This window comes from Cupriavidus pauculus, from assembly GCF_003854935.1.
GTDB classification, from domain to species: domain Bacteria; phylum Pseudomonadota; class Gammaproteobacteria; order Burkholderiales; family Burkholderiaceae; genus Cupriavidus; species Cupriavidus pauculus_C.
The window spans coordinates 28882-47692 of record NZ_CP033969.1 but is presented as its reverse complement, the minus strand read 5'-3'; the positions used below and the strand labels follow the sequence as shown (position 1 = coordinate 47692).

18 protein-coding genes are annotated in these 18811 nt (G+C 66.8%); 12 read left to right on the top strand and 6 right to left on the bottom strand.

The genetic code is table 11. The annotated features are described in order from the left end of the window. Positions 1-168 precede the first annotated feature (168 nt). From EHF44_RS01940 to EHF44_RS01930, 3 genes are all read left to right on the top strand, one after another. A complete protein-coding gene (locus EHF44_RS01940) occupies positions 169-918 on the top strand; it encodes an electron transfer flavoprotein subunit beta/FixA family protein (RefSeq protein ID WP_124682176.1) in 750 nt (249 codons plus the stop codon). Between the two features lie 17 nt (positions 919-935). Continuing rightward, a complete protein-coding gene (locus EHF44_RS01935) occupies positions 936-1871 on the top strand; it encodes an electron transfer flavoprotein subunit alpha/FixB family protein (RefSeq protein WP_124682175.1) in 936 nt (311 codons plus the stop codon). A 115-nt stretch (positions 1872-1986) separates the two neighbouring features. Beyond that, the gene (locus tag EHF44_RS01930) at positions 1987-3771 is read left to right on the top strand and encodes an acyl-CoA dehydrogenase (RefSeq protein WP_124682174.1); all 1785 of its coding nucleotides are present in this window, start codon (positions 1987-1989) and stop codon (positions 3769-3771) included. A gap of 57 nt (positions 3772-3828) precedes the next feature. Here the strand turns inward: EHF44_RS01930 and EHF44_RS01925 are convergent, their stop codons facing one another. Beyond that, positions 3829-5133 (bottom strand): D-amino acid dehydrogenase, encoded by a 1305-nt coding sequence (locus EHF44_RS01925; protein WP_124682173.1) that lies wholly within the window; start codon positions 5131-5133, stop codon positions 3829-3831. A 109-nt stretch (positions 5134-5242) separates the two neighbouring features. On the opposite strand from EHF44_RS01925, the gene EHF44_RS01920 reads away from it, so the two are divergent. Continuing rightward, complete coding sequence (locus EHF44_RS01920; protein ID WP_124682172.1) at positions 5243-5758, top strand: Lrp/AsnC ligand binding domain-containing protein; 516 nt, start codon at positions 5243-5245, stop codon at positions 5756-5758. Between the two features lie 72 nt (positions 5759-5830). Then, entirely contained in the window at positions 5831-6973 is a 1143-nt protein-coding gene (locus tag EHF44_RS01915; protein WP_124682171.1) for a PA0069 family radical SAM protein, read from the top strand. Positions 6974-7257: 284 nt separating this feature from the next. Here the strand turns inward: EHF44_RS01915 and EHF44_RS01910 are convergent, their stop codons facing one another. From EHF44_RS01910 to EHF44_RS01905, 3 genes are all read right to left on the bottom strand, one after another. Then, a complete protein-coding gene (locus EHF44_RS01910; RefSeq protein WP_124682170.1) occupies positions 7258-7761 on the bottom strand; it encodes a TM2 domain-containing protein in 504 nt (167 codons plus the stop codon). Positions 7762-7847: 86 nt separating this feature from the next. After that, a complete protein-coding gene (locus EHF44_RS28270) occupies positions 7848-7997 on the bottom strand; it encodes a hypothetical protein (RefSeq protein ID WP_172965993.1) in 150 nt (49 codons plus the stop codon). A 240-nt stretch (positions 7998-8237) separates the two neighbouring features. Beyond that, a complete protein-coding gene (locus tag EHF44_RS01905) occupies positions 8238-8651 on the bottom strand; it encodes a hypothetical protein (RefSeq protein WP_124682169.1) in 414 nt (137 codons plus the stop codon). Between the two features lie 449 nt (positions 8652-9100). On the opposite strand from EHF44_RS01905, the gene rpsP reads away from it, so the two are divergent. The 5 genes from rpsP to EHF44_RS01880 all read left to right on the top strand — a co-directional run bounded on the left by rpsP (position 9101) and on the right by EHF44_RS01880 (position 12179). After that, positions 9101-9355 (top strand): 30S ribosomal protein S16, encoded by a 255-nt coding sequence (rpsP, locus tag EHF44_RS01900; RefSeq protein WP_124682168.1) that lies wholly within the window; start codon positions 9101-9103, stop codon positions 9353-9355. 58 nt (positions 9356-9413) lie between these two features. After that, the gene (rimM, locus tag EHF44_RS01895; protein WP_124682167.1) at positions 9414-10082 is read left to right on the top strand and encodes a ribosome maturation factor RimM; all 669 of its coding nucleotides are present in this window, start codon (positions 9414-9416) and stop codon (positions 10080-10082) included. A 31-nt stretch (positions 10083-10113) separates the two neighbouring features. Then, positions 10114-10896, top strand: coding sequence for a tRNA (guanosine(37)-N1)-methyltransferase TrmD (gene trmD, locus EHF44_RS01890; protein ID WP_124682166.1), 783 nt, complete (start codon positions 10114-10116; stop codon positions 10894-10896). Between the two features lie 68 nt (positions 10897-10964). Then, positions 10965-11354 carry a 50S ribosomal protein L19 gene (rplS, locus tag EHF44_RS01885; RefSeq protein WP_124682165.1) on the top strand — a complete coding sequence of 130 codons (390 nt, stop codon included), beginning with the start codon at positions 10965-10967 and terminating at the stop codon, positions 11352-11354. A gap of 144 nt (positions 11355-11498) precedes the next feature. Further along, on the top strand, positions 11499-12179 hold the full coding sequence (locus EHF44_RS01880; protein WP_124682164.1) for a CoA pyrophosphatase: 681 nt from the start codon (positions 11499-11501) through the stop codon (positions 12177-12179). A gap of 15 nt (positions 12180-12194) precedes the next feature. Here EHF44_RS01880 and EHF44_RS01875 read toward each other — a convergent pair whose 3' ends face one another. After that, positions 12195-13037, bottom strand: coding sequence for a sulfurtransferase (locus tag EHF44_RS01875; protein ID WP_124682163.1), 843 nt, complete (start codon positions 13035-13037; stop codon positions 12195-12197). 216 nt (positions 13038-13253) lie between these two features. On the opposite strand from EHF44_RS01875, the gene dnaE reads away from it, so the two are divergent. After that, positions 13254-16757, top strand: a complete 3504-nt coding sequence (gene dnaE, locus EHF44_RS01870) for a DNA polymerase III subunit alpha (protein ID WP_124682162.1) — start codon at positions 13254-13256, stop codon at positions 16755-16757. A gap of 4 nt (positions 16758-16761) precedes the next feature. Beyond that, complete coding sequence (locus EHF44_RS01865) at positions 16762-18009, top strand: glycosyltransferase (RefSeq protein WP_124682161.1); 1248 nt, start codon at positions 16762-16764, stop codon at positions 18007-18009. On the opposite strand, the gene EHF44_RS01860 is transcribed toward EHF44_RS01865, so the two are convergent. Further along, positions 17939-18724 (bottom strand): glycosyltransferase family 2 protein, encoded by a 786-nt coding sequence (locus EHF44_RS01860; protein ID WP_124684966.1) that lies wholly within the window; start codon positions 18722-18724, stop codon positions 17939-17941. The genes EHF44_RS01865 and EHF44_RS01860 overlap by 71 nt on opposite strands. Positions 18725-18811: the final 87 nt, after the last annotated feature.

Below are 18811 nucleotides of genomic sequence, written 5' to 3'. Positions count from 1 at the left end.
ATCCTGCGGCACAATATCTAAAGATTCTGCGAGTTGCCGGCTATGCCCGGCAATTCTTTGTCGATAAAATAGTACGATCGTTCGAAAAACTAAAGCTGCGCCACCCCGGTGGTTATAATGGCGAGCGATTCAAACTTTGGAACTATCAGCTATCAGTGGAGTGAGCGCATGAAAGTACTCGTCGCAGTCAAGCGGGTGGTGGACTACAACGTCAAGGTCCGCGTGAAGTCGGATGGCACGGGCGTCGACCTGGCCAACGTCAAGATGAGCATGAACCCGTTCGACGAAATCGCCGTGGAAGAGGCCGTGCGCCTGAAGGAAGCTGGCGTCGTCACCGAGGTGGTTGCCGTGTCGTGCGGCGTGGCCCAGTGCCAGGAAACCCTGCGTACCGCGATGGCCATTGGCGCCGACCGCGGCATCCTGGTGGAATCCGGTGAAGACCTGCAGCCCCTGGCCGTGGCCAAGGTGCTCAAGGCACTGATCGACAAGGAACAGCCGAGCCTGGTGATCCTGGGCAAGCAGGCCATCGACGACGACTCCAACCAGACCGGCCAGATGGTGGCCGCGCTGGCCGGCCTGCCGCAAGCCACCTTCGCCTCGAAGGTGGTGGTGGCCGATGGCAAGGCGTCGGTGACGCGCGAGGTGGATGGCGGCCTGGAAACCGTGTCGGTGAAGCTGCCGGCCGTGGTGACCACGGACCTGCGCCTGAACGAGCCGCGCTACGTGACGCTGCCGAACATCATGAAGGCCAAGAAAAAGCCGCTGGAAACCGTGAAGCCGGAAGATCTCGGCGTCGACGTCAAGCCGCGCCTGCAGACCGTGAAGGTCGTGGAGCCGGCCAAGCGCAGCGCTGGCGTGATGGTCCCTGATGTGGCCACGCTGGTGCAAAAGCTGAAGTCGGAAGCCAAGGTTATCTGAGCGCGGGGAGAGAGAACATGACTGCACTTGTCATTGCTGAACACGACAACCAATCGATCAAGGCCGCCACGCTGAACGCCGTGACGGCAGCCGCCCAGTGCGGCGGCGACGTCCACGTGCTGGTGGCCGGTTCCAACGCCAAGGCCGCCGCCGACGCCGCCGCGAAGATCGCGGGCGTGGCGAAGGTCCTGCTGGCCGACGCACCGCACTTTGCCGACGGCCTGGCCGAGAACGTGGGCGAACAGATCCTGGCCATTGCCAGCGACTACTCGCACATCGTTGCCCCGGCCACGGCCTCGGGCAAGAACATCCTGCCGCGCGTGGCCGCCAAGCTGGACGTGGCGCAGCTGTCGGACATCACCAAGGTCGATTCGCCCGACACGTTCGAGCGTCCGATCTACGCCGGCAACGCGATTGCCACGGTCAAGTCGGAAGACAAGATCAAGGTGATCACCGTGCGTGGCACGGCGTTCGACCCTGCCGCCGCGGAAGGTGGCTCGGCCACGGTGGACACGCTGCCGGCCGTTGCCGACGCGGGCATCTCGCAATTCGTGTCGCGCGAAGTGACCAAGAGCGACCGTCCGGAACTGACCGCCGCCAAGATCATCGTCTCGGGTGGCCGCGGCGTGGGTTCGGGCGAGAACTACACCAAGGTGCTGACCCCGCTGGCCGACAAGCTCGGCGCCGCGCTGGGTGCCTCGCGTGCCGCAGTCGATGCCGGCTTCGTGCCGAACGACTACCAGGTGGGCCAGACCGGCAAGATCGTCGCCCCGCAGCTGTACATCGCCGTCGGTATCTCGGGCGCGATCCAGCATCTGGCCGGCATGAAGGACTCCAAGGTGATCGTCGCGATCAACAAGGACGCCGAAGCCCCGATCTTCTCGGTGGCGGACTACGGCCTGGTGGGCGACCTGAACACCGTGGTGCCGGAACTGGTGGCCGCGCTGGGCTGACAGGCCCGAACGGCCGGTTCGACAACGCATTGAACCGGCCGCAAGCAGCAAGAACGTCGAAGCCGTTCCGGGTGATCCCGCGAGCGGCTTTTTTACGAGATCGTGGAGACATACGATGACCTACCGCGCACCGCTCAAGGACATGCTGTTCGTCATGAACGAACTGGCCGGGCTGGCACAGATCAGCCAGTTGCCGGGCTACGAGGACGCCACGCCGGACACGGCGCAGGCTGTGCTGGAGGAGGCCGCCAAGTTCAACGAACAGGTGGTGGCGCCGCTGAACCGCGCTGGCGACATCCAGCCGAGTAGCTGGAAGGACGGTGTTGTCACGACCACGCCGGGCTTTCGCGACGCGTTCCGCCAGTTTGGCGAAGGCGGCTGGCAGGGCGTGCTGCATCCGGCGGACTTCGGCGGGCAGGGCCTGCCCAAGCTCGTCGCCACACCGTGCAACGAAATGCTGAACACGGCGAACCTGTCGTTCGCGCTGTGCCCGCTGCTGACCGACGGCGCCATCGAGGCGCTGCTGACGGCCGGCACCGACGCGCAGAAGTCGCTGTTCCTGCCCCGGCTGATCTCGGGCGAATGGACCGGCACGATGAACCTGACCGAGCCGCAGGCCGGGTCCGACCTGGCCGCGGTGCGTACGCGCGCCGAGCCGCAGGGCGACGGCACGTACAAGGTGTTCGGCACGAAGATCTTCATTACCTACGGCGAGCACGACATGGCGGACAACATCGTCCACCTGGTGCTGGCCCGCACGCCCGACGCGCCCGAAGGGGTCAAGGGCATCTCGCTGTTCATCGTGCCGAAGTTCCTGGTGAACGCGGACGGGTCGCTGGGCGCGCGCAACGACGTGGAATGCGTGTCGATCGAGCACAAGCTCGGCATCAAGGCCAGCCCCACGGCAGTGCTGCAGTTTGGCGACCACGGCGGCGCCATCGGCACGCTGGTCGGCGAGGAAAACCGCGGCCTGGAATACATGTTCATCATGATGAACGCGGCGCGCTTCTCGGTCGGCATGCAGGGCATCGCCGTCTCCGAACGCGCCTACCAGCAGGCCGTGGCCTACGCGCGCGAGCGCGTGCAGAGCCGTCCGGTCGATGGCTCGGCGCGCGAAGGCGTGACGATCATCCACCATCCCGACGTCAAGCGCATGCTGATGACGATGCGCGCGCTGATCGAAGGCGCGCGCAGCGTGGCCTACGTGGCGGCTGCGGCCAGCGACGTGGCGCACCAGCATCCGGACGAGTCCGTACGCCGCCAGAACATGGCGCTGTACGAGTTCCTGGTGCCGGTGGTCAAGGGCTGGAGCACGGAGCTGTCGATCGACGTCACGAGCCTGGGCGTGCAGGTGCACGGCGGCATGGGGTTCATCGAGGAAACCGGCGCCGCGCAGCACTACCGCGACGCCCGTATCCTGCCGATCTACGAAGGCACGACGGCCATCCAGGCCAACGATCTGGTCGGCCGCAAGACCGTGCGCGACGGCGGCGCCGTGGCGCGCGCGATCTGCGCGAGCATCGCCGAGACCGAGAACCGGCTGGGCGAGCATGGCGGCGCACCGTTCCTGGCCGTGCAGGCCCAGCTCAGGCAGGGCCGCGAGGCGCTGGAGGCGGTGGTCCGGTTCGTGGTCGACAACGCCAAGGGCGATCCGAATGCGGTGTTCGCGGGCAGCGTGCCGTACCTGAAGCTCTGCGGCATCGTGCTGTCGGGCTGGCAACTGGCGCGCGCGATGCTGGCGGCCGACGCCAAACGCGCCGAGGACCCGGCCTTCCACGGCGCCAAGATCGCCACCGCGCATTTCTTCGGCCAGCACATCCTGTCGCAGGCGTCGGGGCTGCGCGCGGCCATCGTCGACGGGGCCGAGCCAGTCAAGGCGATGTCGGCCGAACAGTTCTGAGCAAGCTGGCGGACAGCCAAACCCAGCAAAAAGGCGACCCGGAGGTCGCCTTTTTTATTACGCCGTGGCCGGCCGCGGCACGTGCCGCGCGGGCGGCGTCTTGCGGTAGCGGTCCACCGAGAGGTCGTCGGCGCGGATGGCCGGGCGGGTGCCGGAGACCAGGTCGGACAGCAACTGGCCCGAGCCGCAGGCCATCGTCCAGCCCAGCGTGCCGTGGCCGGTGTTGAGCCACAGGCCGCGGATGCCGGCCGGGCCGACCACCGGCGTGCCGTCGGGCGTCATCGGGCGCAGGCCGGTCCAGAACGTCGCGCGGCTGACGTCGCCGGCGCCGGGGAACAGGTCGTTGACCACGTGTTCCAGCGTGCGGCGCTTGTTCGGGTCCAGCGAGCGGTCGTAGCCGACGATCTGCGCCATGCCGCCCACGCGGATGCGGTCGTCGAAACGCGTGATGGCAACCTTGTAGGTCTCGTCGAGCACGGTCGACACCGGGCTCCTGGCCGCGTCCACCAGCGGCACCGTGATCGAGAAGCCCTTGAGCGGATAGACCGGCAGGTTCGACAGCCCGCGCAGCACCGGCTTCACGAACGGCGTGGACCAACTGCCCAGCGCCACCACCACGGCATCGGCCGTCATCGGCTTGCCGTCGACCAGCGCGCCGGTCACGGCATCGCCGGTCGTCAGCAGGCCGTCGATCGACCGGTCGTAGAGGAACTGCACGCCGATCGACGCGGCCATGGCTGCCAGCCGCTCGGTAAACAGCTGGCAATCCCCGGTTTCATCGTTCGGCAGGCGCAGGCCGCCAGCCAGCTTCTGGCCGGCAGCGGCGAGCGCCGGTTCGCTCGCGCCGAGATCGTCGCGCGAAAGCAATTCGTAGGGCACGCCGGCGTCTTCCAGCACGGCGATGTCGCGCGCGGCGGCGTCGAGCTGGGCCTGGGTACGAAAGACCTGCAGCGTGCCCTGCTGGCGGCCCTCGTAGGCGATGCCGGTCTCGACGCGCAGCGCGCGGATGCAGTCGCGGCTGTACTCGGCCAGCCGCACCATGCGCTCCTTGTTCACCGCATAGCGGTCGGCCGTGCAGTTCTGCAGCATCTGCCACATCCACTGGAGCTGGAACAGCGTGCCATCAAGCTTGATCGACAGCGGCGCGTGTTCCTGGAACATCCACTTGATGGCCTTGAGTGGCACGCCCGGCGCCGCCCACGGCGACGCGTAGCCCGGCGAGATCTGGCCGGCATTGGCAAAGCTGGTGCCCAGCGCGGGCCCGCTTTCCCGGTCCACGACGGTCACTTCGTGACCGGCCCGTGCCAGATACCACGCACTCGTGACGCCAATCACGCCACTGCCAAGAACAAGAACGCGCATTTTCGGGGGCTCCGTACTGCCAAAGGGGGCTGATGAAGAATTCGCTTCTATACTATTGACTTCGAAGCAGGCATAGTTCGTGAAATTTTCGGGAAAACAGGAAAAAATCATGAGGACGAGCCGCCCGCCCGTACGCGCGCTGGACCGGCTGGATCGCAAGATCCTGGCGATGCTGCAGGCCGACGGCCGCATCTCGATGAAGGACCTGGCCGAGCAGGTCGGATTGACCATCACGCCATGCATCGAGCGTGTGAAACGGCTGGAGCGCGACGGCGTGATCATGGGCTACTACGCGCGGCTGAACCCCGCGGCGCTGGGCAGCGCCCTGCTGGTCTTCGTCGAGATCTCGCTGAACAACAAGTCGGGGAACATGTTCGAGCAGTTCCGGCGCGAGGTGCTGCGGATTCCCGAGGTGCTGGAATGCCATCTGGTGTCGGGCGACTTCGACTACCTGATCAAGGCGCGCATCCGTGAGATCGGCGAGTACCGGCGGCTGCTGGGCGACATCCTGCTGCAACTGCCCGGCGCGGCGCAGTCGAAAAGCTATGTCGTGATGGAAGAGATCAAGGAGACACTGGCGATTGCGGTGGACGGCAAGGAAAGCGGCGCCGCCGCCACGGCCTGACAAAGCGGTTGGGGGATGCGTGGCGATACTGTATATTCATACAGTATCCGGTTCGGTTCGCGACGAGATTCCATGCCCCCCAATCGCCCCCCGGCCGCGCTTCCCACCAAGGGTAGAGGCGCGGTCAGCAACCTCCAGGGTCGCTTTGCACGCGATGCGCGCGACGAGTTCGATGATGGCTGGCGGCCCGCCGGGGCCGACCTGGCTGCGGAATCGGCCGAGCCGGCAGCGTCGGCACCGCCCCGGATCGTCACGCAGGTCAGCCTGGAGCAGGCCAGGTCGATCCTGACGCGCAACGCGTCGCCCGACATCCCGTTCGATGTATCGCTGAATCCCTATCGCGGCTGCGAGCACGGCTGCATCTACTGCTTTGCGCGGCCGACGCATGCCTACCTGGACTTGTCGCCGGGTCTCGATTTCGAGACAAAACTCTACGCCAAGGCCAATGCCGCCGAGCGGCTGCGCGAGACGCTGTCGCGTCCATCGTATCGCTGCGAAACCATTGCGCTGGGCGTCAACACCGACGCCTACCAGCCCATCGAACGCACGCAGCGCATCACGCGCGGCATTCTAGAAGTGCTGCATGAAACCCGTCACCCGGTGGCGCTGATCACCAAGTCGTCGCTGATCGAGCGCGACATCGACCTGCTGGCCCCCATGGCGGCGCAGCGGCTGGCCGTGGCGGCCGTCACGATCACCACGCTCGACGCCGACCTGGCCCGCACGCTGGAGCCCCGAGCGTCCACGCCGGCGCGGCGGCTGCGCACGATCCGCGAGCTGACCGACGCGGGCATACCGGTGGGCGTGAGCGTGGCGCCGGTCATCCCGTTCATCACGGAACCGGATCTGGAAAGGATTCTGGAGGCGGCGCGCGAGGCTGGCGCCGTCTATGCGAACTACATCGTGCTGAGATTGCCGTGGGAAGTGCGCCCGCTGTTCCAGGAGTGGCTGCAGGCGCATTTCCCGGGCCGTGCCGAGCGGGTCATGAACCGCGTGCGCGAGATGCGTGGCGGCAAGGACTATGACGCCGATTTCGCCTCGCGCATGCGCGGCACGGGAATCTGGGCCGATCTGATCCGGCAGCGCTTCTACAAGGCCGCCGATCGTCTCGGGTTTCGCTATAACCGTTTCGAACTCGATAGCTCGCGGTTCACGCCACCACCCAGGCCGATCCGGCCACGCGACGGGGGTGACAGGCAGGGCTCGCTCTTCTGAGCTTCCTTGCGGCCCGCAGCGGGCGTGTTGAGATTGTCGTCGATCATGCGGCAGGCCAGTTCCAGCGCGGCCTTGGCGTTGACTGGCGGCAAGCCAGACGACATGGCCAGCCGGACAGCGATCGCCGCGAGGCGTCCCTCTTCGTAGCTTGGATGTTCCATCTGCCCTCCTATTCGTGACGCCGGGAGCCGGCGTCGAACCTGAACCTAAGCAGTATGGGCGATCCACGCGCGCACGGCGCGATCGTTACGAAGTTGTCACGACGGTGTGATGCGCGGGTGCCGCTATTCCTGCGACAGGGCCTTGGCGGCTTCCACCTGCGACTCGAAGAAGGTCTGGAAGCTGATGGCCAGCCCCGCCATCAGCAGGCCGGTGCCAATCATCAGCGACAGGATCACGAGGATGACCACCGGCCAGCCCGAGCGCGTGGGTTGCCCATGGGCGTTGTAGCGCTGGTCCCATTTGTCGTCCGGCCGCAGGCCGAACACGATGGCCGTCAGAAACGCGCCGATGACCGACGCGCCGCCCGCTACCGCGAACGTCCAGTTCAGCGGCGTGCTGCCTACGCCCAGGATCAGCGACGCCACGCCGAGCGCGCCAGCCGTGGTGGCCAGCAGATGCGCCCAGCCCGCCAGGTCGCGCGCACCCTTCAGGTAGAAACGATGGGCGCCAAGGCTGCCCAGCAGGAAGGCCAGCGCAACGGTGGCCAGCTTGGATTTGCCACGCGGCGTGCCGGGTGCGCGGCTGGGATCACGGGAAATGGGGGCGGTGGGGCTGGCGGCTGGCATCGTGGGGCAGGGCGGTGCGAAGGGGATTCCAGGGGATTCCAGGCGATGCCGGCGGCATCGGCGCCCATTGTAGCGTCAGGCGGGCGTCAGGACGGCCACATCCACGCCAGCGCGCCGGAGACCAGCGCCGAGACGTGCGTCTCGCTGTAGAGGATGACGGTCAGCAACAGCATGAACAGTATCGACAACGACAACTGGCCCGCGTGTCGGGCCAGGTCGTGAAGCAGGGGAGACATGATGAACCTCGACAGGTCGTTCTTGTGGAGGCCGCGCCCGGCCTCCGGGGCCCGGGCAGTGGGTGCCGGGCAGAGGCAGGTCAGTTCGATTGCCGTCTGCGCAACAGCGGCACGCTGGACGGCCCCGGACATCGCCGGGCGGCAGCCTGTGCGGCGTTTTGTGGCACGCACTCTGAAGTGACAATGGAAAACGGCCGGAAGTTCCGGCCGTTGGGGTGGTGTGAGGCGGGCTCGCCGCGGTCAGCGGCCGCCGTCGCGTCCGCGCGCCTGCCAGCCGGGGCCGACATTGGCGGGGCGCATCTCGGTGCCGCGCATCGCCGTGTCGCCGGGGCTGTTGCGGTCGACGCCGCCGGACTGCCGGCCGCCACGGTCGTCGCCGGCGTGGCCGGGTCCGGGCGGACGGCCGCTGAGGCGGTCGTCATTGCGCGCGCGCTGTTCCATCCGGTCGATCTGTGCCTGCACGTGGTCGCGGTTTTCGGCGCGTACACTCGCGATGTCCCAGCCGGGGCCCGCACGGCCCATCCGTACCGGGTGTTCGGCGAAGGCGCGCTGCCAGAAGGCAACTTGTGCGTGGCTGGTGGCGATAGTGCCAACCAGGCCGATGACGGCCACGGTACCAGCCACCAGATGGCGCAGGTGGGGGCGGGTAAGCATGTGCAATCCCAATGTCCTGTAGCAGGTGATGAGTCAGGCGTGGGTTCATGGTACGCACGGAGGGTCTGGCGACCTATGCGAAACCCGTTACCGGTGTAACGGAGTGTTTCGTCATTTTTGGCAGCTTTGGCGGGTCGGCCGCAGTGCCGCGATACTGTGGGTTTGGCGGGGATTAGAAGGCGTTCTCGGATGCTGCCGATGTGCGTCGCATCGTTGGAATGAAGGTGGCATCGGCTAGTGTTTCGCAATTTCGGAAAGTGCCGATTCATCCATATGACGCTGACCCGGTCCGCGGTTTTCGCCACGGCATGCCCGGCCCGATGTTGCGCCGGCATCGCCTGCGCGGGGCGCCCGCGTGCTGGAAAGCCCTAAGTGTTTGTTTGGACTCGGGAAGTGGGCTATACTCTTGCGTTTCGTGTTCGCACACCCCGTTTTTTCGAGGAATTAACATGGTCGTAATCCGTCTGGCTCGCGGCGGCAGCAAGAAGCGCCCGTTCTTCAATATCGTTGCTACCGATTCGCGCAACCGTCGCGATGGCCGTTTCATCGAGCGCGTTGGCTTCTACAACCCGCTGGCTTCCGACAAGGAAGAAGGCCTGCGCGTGGTGCAGGACCGTCTGGCCTACTGGCAAGGCGTTGGCGCCCAACTGTCGCCGACCGTTGCCCGCCTGGTCAAGCAAGCCGCCACCAAGGCTGCAGCCTGATCGTTGTACAGGCGCGCCGTTACCGGTGCGCACTGATGCATCAAGACGCCCGGCACACGTGACTGGCACCGCCACCGGCCGCAAGCCGCTGAACCTGTCGAACGCCACCACGCAAGGTGGTGCGGCGGGCAAGCAGGCCAGGCTGCCCGCATCGCTGCTGTTCACGGACAGCCTGCCCGACGATCTCGTCGAGGTTGGCTACGTGGGCGCGGCCTACGGCATCCGGGGCTGGATCAAGGTCCAGCCGCATGCGGACGACGCCTCCGCATTGCTTCATGCCCGGCGCTGGTGGCTGCTGCGCGCGCCGCCGGCCGGCGTGGTGACTGCATCCGCCGAAGCGGCGGACGCCGTCAGCGTCAAGATTTCCCAGTCGCGGGAGCACAGCGGTACCGTGGTGGCGCAAGCCACCGGCGTTTCGGATCGCACTGTGGCAGAAATGCTCAAGGGTCGCCGCGTCTGGATCCGGCGTGCGGATTTTCCCGCGCCGGAAGAAGGTGAGTTTTACTGGGTGGACCTGATCGGTTGCGCCGTGGTCAACGAGCAGGGCGAAACGCTCGGCGACGTGACCGGCCTGATCGACAATGGCGCGCACCAGATTCTCCAGGTGGCCTACCAGCTGCCGGACGGCAAGGCCGCCGAGCGGCTGATCCCGTTTGTCGATGCGTTCCTGCGCACGGTCGATACGTCGGCCCGGCGCATCGTGGTCGACTGGGGGCTGGACTACTGAAGTACCTGAATTGCCGTCGAGGGAGGCGCTGATGCAGTTCGATGTAATCACGCTGTTTCCCGAGATGTTTCGCGCGCTGACCGACTGGGGCATTACCAGCCGGGCAGCCAAGCAGCAGCGCTACGCGTTGCGCGCCTGGAATCCCCGCGACTTCACGGTCGACAACTACCGGACGATCGACGACCGGCCCTACGGTGGCGGCCCCGGCATGGTGATGCTGGCCAAGCCGCTTGAGGATGCGATCGATGCCGCCGGTGCGGCGCAGTCGGACGCGGGCGTGGCACGGCCGCACGTGGTGCTGATGTCGCCCCAGGGCGCCACGCTCACGCACGCCAAGGTCATGGAACTGGCGCAGCGGCCCGGGCTGGTGCTGCTGTGCGGGCGCTACGAGGCGATCGACCAGCGGTTGATCGACCGTCGCGTGGACGAGGAAATCAGCCTCGGCGATTTCGTGCTGTCGGGCGGCGAACTGCCGGCCATGGCGCTGATCGACGCGGTGGTGCGGCATTTGCCCGGCGTGCTGGGCGATGCGCAGTCGGCGGTGCAGGACAGCTTTGTCAATGGCCTGCTCGACTGTCCGCACTACACGCGGCCGGAAGAATACGAAGGCGTGCGGGTGCCCGATGTGTTGCTCGGGGGCCATCACGCCGAGATCGAGAAGTGGCGGCGCCAGCAGGCGCTGGCCAATACCGCCCGCAAGCGTCCCGACCTGATCGAGGCCGCGCGCGAGCAAGGATTGTTGTCCAAGGCCGACGAGAAGTACCTGTCGACCCTGGCGGCGAAAGCAGGGCAGGAGTTCGCTCCTGCCAAGTGAAAACCCCATCCTCTGCCGGGGCCCGGTTACGGGTATATAACGCCGGTACGATGGTTATGGAGAAAACGATGAATCTCATCGAGCAAATCGAGAAGGACGAGATCGCGCGTCTGACCGCGAACAAGACCATCCCCGCATTCGCACCTGGCGACACCGTGATCGTCAACGTGAACGTGGTGGAAGGTAACCGCAAGCGCGTGCAGGCTTACGAAGGCGTGGTGATCGCCAAGCGTAACCGTGGTCTGAACAGCTCCTTCATCGTGCGCAAGATCTCGTCGGGTGAAGGCGTGGAACGTACGTTCCAGCTGTACTCGCCGCTGATCGCCGGCATCGAAGTCAAGCGTCGCGGCGACGTCCGTCGCGCGAAGCTGTACTACCTGCGCGAGCGTTCGGGCAAGTCGGCACGTATCAAGGAAAAGCTGGTGACGAAGGCCAAGACGGCCGCCGCCGCCGAGTAAGCTGTTCCAGCGGGTGCCGGGAAACCGGCGCCGCTCCGGCATTGCGAAGGACACCCTCGGGTGTCCTTTTTGCATTGAAACGCCGCGCGACGCCATCTGATGCTGCGATGCAACAATTGCCGTTCTGTCATACTTGACGCCGTTATGCGCCCCAAATTCGACCCCGAGGCACTGCCCGTTATCAAGACCGACAGTCGCCGCGCGCCGCTCACCGCGCCGCGCATGCAACCCGATTTCATCCGGCACCGGCTGCTGTCCCCGCCGGCCTGGGAGCCAGAGCTGACCGACGAGTCGCGGATCTACGACAAGACGCGCGGCTTGCGCGAAGCCGCGGTGCTGGTGCCGCTGGTTGAGCGCCGCGACGGCCTGACCGTGCTGCTGACCGAGCGCAATGCGAATCTTTCGTCACACGCGGGTCAGATCAGCTTTCCGGGCGGGCGTCAGGAAACCTACGATGCCGACCGCATTGCCACCGCGCTGCGCGAGACTGAGGAAGAAATCGGCCTGCAGCGCGACTTCATCGAGGTGCTGGGTTCGCTGCCGGACTACATTACCGGCACCGGCTACCACGTCAGCCCGATCGTCGGCCTGGTCCGTTCCGGCTTCACGTTGCAGGCCGATGCCGGCGAGGTGGCCGATATCTTCGAGGTGCCGCTGGCGTTCCTGATGGACCCGTCGCGCCACGAGCGCCGGCTGTTCCGATGGGAAGGCGGCGAGCGTCAGTTCTATGCGATGCCCTATCCGCGCGAAGGCGGCGGCCACCGTTTCATCTGGGGCGCGACGGCCGGGATGCTGCGCAACCTCTACCACCTGCTGGCGGCCTGAGGCTGGCGCACGGCTTCACGCGGCGGCGGTCGCGTCCGCGCAATGCGGGCAGCTCTTGCCCACCACGTAGGCCGGTCCCTGCTGCTCTTCGGGCGTCACCACGGCACGGCAGGCGAAGCACTGTACCGGGCCAGCCGGTTCCAGGTTCGGATTCAGCGCGGTCCGGTAGTCGAACACGAAGCAGTCGCCGCGGTAGTGGCTGCCGCCGACCTCCTCGAAATACTTCAGGATGCCGCCTTCGAGCTGGTAGACGCGCTCGATCCCCACTTCCTGCATGTGGATGGCGGCCTTTTCGCAGCGGATGCCGCCCGTACAGAACGACACCACGGTCTTGCCTGCCAGCGCCGCCTTGTGCTCGGCCACCGCGGGCGGGAATTCGCTGAATTTCGACAGGTTGTATTCGACGGCCCCGTCGAAGGTCCCCACCGCCACTTCAAAGTCATTGCGCGTGTCCAGCATCACCACGGGCCGCCCTTCGTCGTCATGACCCTGGTCCAGCCAGCGCTTGAGGTCCACCGGCCGCACCGCCGGCGCCCGACCCGCCTCGGGGCGGATCAGCGGCATCTTCATCGTGATAATTTCCTTCTTGGCGCGTACCAGCATGCGCTTGAACGGCTGGTTCTCGGACAGGCTTTCCTTGGGCGCGATGTCCGCAAACCGCGCGTCGGCGTGCAGCCACGCCATGAAGCCGTCGATCTGCGCGCGGGTGCCGGCCAGGAACATGTTGATACCCTCCGGCGCGAGCAGGATCGTGCCTTTCAGGCCAGCCGCCTCGCAGCGCTCGCGCATGGCGGCGCGCAGGGTCTCGATATCGTCGAGCGTGACGAACTTGTAAGCCGAAATGTTGACGATCTGCATGGAGCGACGCTGCCTTGCCGGCGCTGGGCGCGCCGGTAACTGCCTGATTGGAAAGGCGAAATTATAGCCGCTGATCGGCCCCGCCGATACCCGTCCCGAAGCGGCGGCGCGGGCGTCGCGCGCACGCTGCACACCGCGCGCCGCAAGCCCCGCAGCCCCCCATTTTGCGAAAACTCTCAGGTTTCCACCGGGGACGAGCCGGTACAATGGCGCCCTATGTCTGCACCCCGCTTCGTACACCTTCGCCTGCATTCCGAATATTCGGTCGTCGACGGCATCGTCCGCCTGGAAGACGCCGTCAAGGCCGCCGCCAAGGACGGCATGGGCGCGCTTGCGCTGACCGACCTGGCCAATGCGTTCGGCCTGATCCGCTTCTACAAGGAAGCCCGCGGCGGCGGCGTCAAGCCGATCGTCGGCGCCGACGTCTGGCTGACCAACGCCGACGACCGCGACAAGCCCGCGCGCATGCAGTTGCTGGTCCAGGACCGCATCGGCTACCTGAACCTCTGCACGCTGCTGTCCCGCGCCTGGCTGGGCAACCAGTATCGCGGCCGCGCCGAGTTCGAGCCGGGCTGGTTCCAGGAACCGGGCGAGGAAGGGCTGCCGCTGGCCACGGGCATGATCGCGCTGTCCGGCGCCATGGGCGGCGATATCGGCCAGGCGCTGGCCAACGGCAACGAAGACGGCGCGCGGCGCGCGGCGGCCCACTGGGCCAGCGTGTTCCCGGGCCGCTTCTATATCGAACTGCAACGGGCCGGGCATCCCGGCACCGACGCCTACATCCAGCAGGCCGTGCCGTTGGCGGCCGCCATGCAGTTGCCCGTGGTGGCGACGCATCCGGTGCAGTTCATGTCGCCCGACGATTTCACGGCGCACGAGGCGCGCGTCTGCATCGCCGAGGGCGAGCTGCTCGCCAACCCGCGCCGCACCCGCCGCTTCACGACCGATCAGTATTTTAAGACGCAGGACGAGATGTGCGCGCTGTTCGCCGACATCCCGAGCGCGCTGCAGAACTCGGTGGAAATCGCCAAGCGCTGCAACCTGACGCTGGAACTGGGCAAGCCACGGCTGCCGCTGTTCCCGACGCCCGACGGCATGTCGCTGGACGACTACCTGGTCTTCATGGCCAAGGACGGCCTGGAAAAGCGGCTGGCCGTGCTGTTCCCCGACGACGCGGAGCGCGAGCGCAAGCGGCCCGAGTATTACGCCCGGCTGGAATTCGAGACCGGCACCATCATCAAGATGGGCTTCCCCGGCTACTTCCTGATCGTGGCGGACTTCATCAACTGGGCCAAGAACAACGGCGTGCCGGTGGGCCCGGGCCGGGGCTCGGGCGCCGGCTCGCTGGTGGCGTACGCGCTGGGCATTACCGACCTCGACCCGCTCAAGTACGCGCTGCTGTTCGAGCGCTTCCTGAACCCGGAGCGGGTGTCGATGCCCGACTTCGACATCGACTTCTGCCAGCACGGCCGTGACCGCGTAATCACGTACGTCAAGGAGAAGTACGGCAAGGACGCCGTGTCGCAGATTGCCACGTTCGGCACGATGGCCGCCAAGGCCGCCGTGCGCGACGTGGGCCGCGTGCTGGACCTGGGCTACGGCTTTGTCGACAGCGTCGCCAAGCTGATTCCGTTCAAGCCCGGCAAGCTCGTGACGCTGGAGGAAGCGAAGAAGGAAGAGCCGGCGCTGGCCGAGCGCGAGCGCAACGAGGAGGAAGTCCGCCAGCTGCTGGAACTGGCGCAGCGGGTGGAGGGCATGACGCGGAACGTCGGCATGCACGCTGGCGGGGTGCTGATCGCCCCGGGCCGGCTGACCGATTTCTGCCCGCTCTACACGCAGGGCACCGACGGCATGAGCGGCGTCGTCAGCCAGTACGACAAGGACGACGTGGAAGCGGCCGGCCTGGTCAAGTTCGACTTTCTGGGCCTGACCACGCTGACGATCCTGGACTGGGCCGAGCGCTACATCCGGCGCCTGGACCCAAGCAAGGCCGACTGGAACTGCAGCCAGATCCCGCTCGACGACGGCCCCGCGTTCGACATCCTCAAGACGGCCAACACGGTCGCCGTGTTCCAGCTTGAAAGCCGCGGCATGCAGGGCATGCTCAAGGACGCCAAGCCCGACCGCTTCGAGGACATCATCGCGCTGGTGGCGCTCTACCGGCCGGGCCCGATGGACCTGATCCCCAGCTTCTGCGCACGCAAGCACGGCCGGGAGAAGGTCGAGTATCCCGATCCGCGCGTGGAGCCGGTGCTCAAGGAGACCTACGGCATCATGGTCTACCAGGAGCAGGTGATGCAGATGGCGCAGATCATCGGCGGCTACTCGCTCGGCGGCGCCGACCTGCTGCGCCGCGCCATGGGCAAGAAGAAGCCCGAGGAAATGGCCAAGCACCGCGAGCTGTTCCGCGAGGGCGCCGACAAGAACGGCCTGAGCGCCCAGCAGGCCGACGACATCTTCGACCTGATGGAGAAGTTCGCGGGCTACGGCTTCAACAAGTCGCACGCGGCCGCCTACGCGCTGCTGGCCTACTACACGGCCTGGCTCAAGGCGCACCATCCGGCGGAATTCCTGGCAGCCAACATGTCGCTGGCCATGGACGACACCGACAAGGTCAAGATCCTCTACGAGGATTGCCGCCTGAACGGCATCGCGGTGCTGCCGCCGGACGTCAATGCCAGCGAGTACCGCTTCGCGCCGACCGATGCCAAAACCATCCGCTATGGCCTGGGCGGCATCAAGGGCTCGGGCCAGGGCGCCATCGAGGACATCCTGCGCGCGCGCGAGGAGAAGCCGTTCGCGGACCTGTTCGACTTCTGCGAGCGCGTGGACCGTCGACAGGTCAACCGCCGGACCATCGAGGCGCTGATCCGCGCCGGCGCGTTCGACAGCCTCAACGACAACCGCGCGCAGTTGCTGGCATCGGTGTCGATCGCCATGGAAGCGGCCGAGCAGAAGGCCGAGTCCGCCAACCAGGTGTCGCTGTTCGACCTGATGGACGACGCGGGCGAAGCCCACCGGCCGTTGCTGGTCGACGAACCGCGCTGGACGGCCAAGCGCACGCTGCAGGAAGAAAAGCAGGCGCTAGGCTACTACTTCTCCGGCCACCTGTTCGACGCCTCGCGCGACGAAGTACGCAGGTTCGTCAAGGGCACGCTGGCCGCGCTGGAAAAGGAAGTGCAGGGCAACGGCGGCGGCTACGGCCGCGACGTCCGCGGCAAGGTGATCGCCGGCGTGATCATGGGCATCCGCACGCAGATGACGCAGCGGGGCAAGCTGATCATCGTCATGATCGACGACGGCACGGCCCAGATCGAGATGACGGTCTTCAGCGAGCTGTACGACGCCAACCGCCACATGTTCCGCGAGGACGAGCTGATCATCGCCCAGGGCAACGCCCGCCACGACACGTTCACGGGCGGCGTCCGCTTCACGGCCGAATCGGTCATGGACATGGTGGCGGCGCGGGCGCGGTATGCGGACGCCGTGTGCCTGGGCTTCAACGGCAACGCTTCCACGGAACGGCTGCGCGAGCTGCTGACGCCGTTCCTGGCCAATGGGGCGCAGCAGCCGGGCGTGCCGGTGCGCGTCAGCTACGTCAACCGCACGGCCCGCTGCGAGGCGATGCTGGGCGACCAGTGGCAGATCACGCCGTCCGAGGAGGCGCTGGCCAGCCTGCGCGGAGCGCTCGGCGACAGCGTGCGGATGCTCTATGGCTGAGGGGATGGTCGACCATTCCGCGGGCACGGCAAGCAAGCCCGCCATCCTGTTCCACGTCACGCACTTCCTGCATGGCGGCATCGAGACGTCGCTGGTGTCGCTGCTCACGTCGCTGCAGGACCGGTTCGAGCTTGGGCTGACGGTGACCTATCCGTCGCCCGAACTGGCGTCCCATTTCCGCGCCCGCCTGCCGGCCAGCGTCAAGGTCCATGTGCTGGCCGAAGCGCCGTGGCTGTCGCATTGCCGCCAGCTAAAGAAGCAGCGCAAGCTTGGGCTGCTGGGCAAGCTCTACGAAGAGGCGCTGCTGCCGCCGGTGCGCAAGCCCATCGTCCGGCGCCGCTTCATGCGGATCCTGGCGCAGGGCGGCTATGACGCCGTGGTCGACTACGACATGTCGCTGTCGCGCATCACCGGCCCGCTGCCGGTGCCGATGATCGGCTACCAGCACTTCAGCGTGGCGCATCTGGCGACGGGGCACGGCCGCAAGCTGCGCAAGCTGCGGCATCAGTGCCGGGAAGACTATGACGCGGTGGTCATGCTCAACGAAACCATGGCGGCCGATGCGCGGCGCCTGATTCCGGAGGCGGCGGACCGCTTCGTCAAGTTGTACAACGCGTTCGACCTGGAACGCATCCGCGCGATGTCCAGGCAGACGCCCGAGGGCTTGCCGACGCAGCCGTACATCGTGTCCGTGGCCCGGCTCGAAGAGAGCCAGAAGGACTTTGCCACGCTGCTGCGGGCCTATGCGTTGCTGGCGGATCGGGGCATCGACGAGGACCTGGTCATCGTGGGGGAAGGCCCGTCCCGCCCGGCGCTGGAAGCGCTGGCAAGCGAGCTTGGCGTCGCCGCGCGCGTGAAGTTCGTCGGGTTCCAGGCCAATCCTTTTGCCTGGATGCGCAATGCCCGGCTGATGGCCTTCAGCTCCAAGATGGAAGGGCTCGGCAACGTGCTGATCGAGGCGCTGACGGTGGGTCAGGTCGTGGTCAGCAGCGACTGTCCGGTGGGCCCGCGCGAGATGCTGGACGACGGCCGCGCCGGCCTGCTCGTCCCGGTGGGCGACGTACCCGCGATGGCGGCGGCCATCGACCGGGGCCTGCACGATGCCGCGCTGCGCGAGGCGCTGCTGGCCCATGCCGCCCGGCACGTCGAGCAGATGGGCTTCGGCCCCACGGCTGCGGCGTTCAGCGCGCTGGTGGCTCGGCTGACGCAGCAGGCGGGTTCAGCGCCTGCTGCTGCAGCAGCCAAAGCTTGATGTACTTGTAATAGCTGGCCTGGCCGTTCATCAGCGCGACGGCCAGCCCCTGGGGGCCGTCCAGGAAGCCCCGGCGCAGCAGCCACGTGCGCAGGAACGCCCAGCTACCGTGGGTCCAGGCGCTCAGTACCGTGGCGCGCTTGCCGCGCTGGAATGCCTGCTGGGCGCCCAGCGTCGAGTACTGGTCGATCTTGCGCAGCACCTGCGAGAAATCGTCGTACGTGTAGTGCAGCAGCGGAGTTTTCAGGTGGCCGATGGGGCCGTCGGTGACCACGTTCTCGTGGACGATGTCGTCGGTGAAGCGGGCGCGGCCGGTGCGGAAGACCCGGGTCAGGCGGTCCGGGTACCAGCCGCTGTGGCGCATGAAGCGGCCGCAGAAGCGCGACAGGCGCGGCATGTCGTAGGCGTCGGCGCGGCCGGAGTCGATGGCGGCCATGATCTCGTCGCGCAGCGCGGGCGTGACGCGCTCGTCGGCGTCGATCGACAGCACCCACTCGCTGCGCACCTTGTCCAGGGCCAGGTTCTTCTGGGGGCCGAAGCCGGGCCAGCCGGCCGTTTCGTGGACCTCGGCACCCATGGCGCGGGCGATCTCCAGCGTGCCGTCCGTGCTGCCGGAGTCCACTATAATCGCGCGGTCGCACCAGGAGACACTCTCGAGGCACGCCCGGATGTTGTGGGCCTCGTTCTTTGTAATCAGTACGGCAGAGATTTTCATAGACATGCTTGCGACGCATCGCGCAGACCGGATTCGCCCGCCATTCTAGCGGCAGTCGGCGCGGTCTCCGGTCGGCAGGTGGAGCCA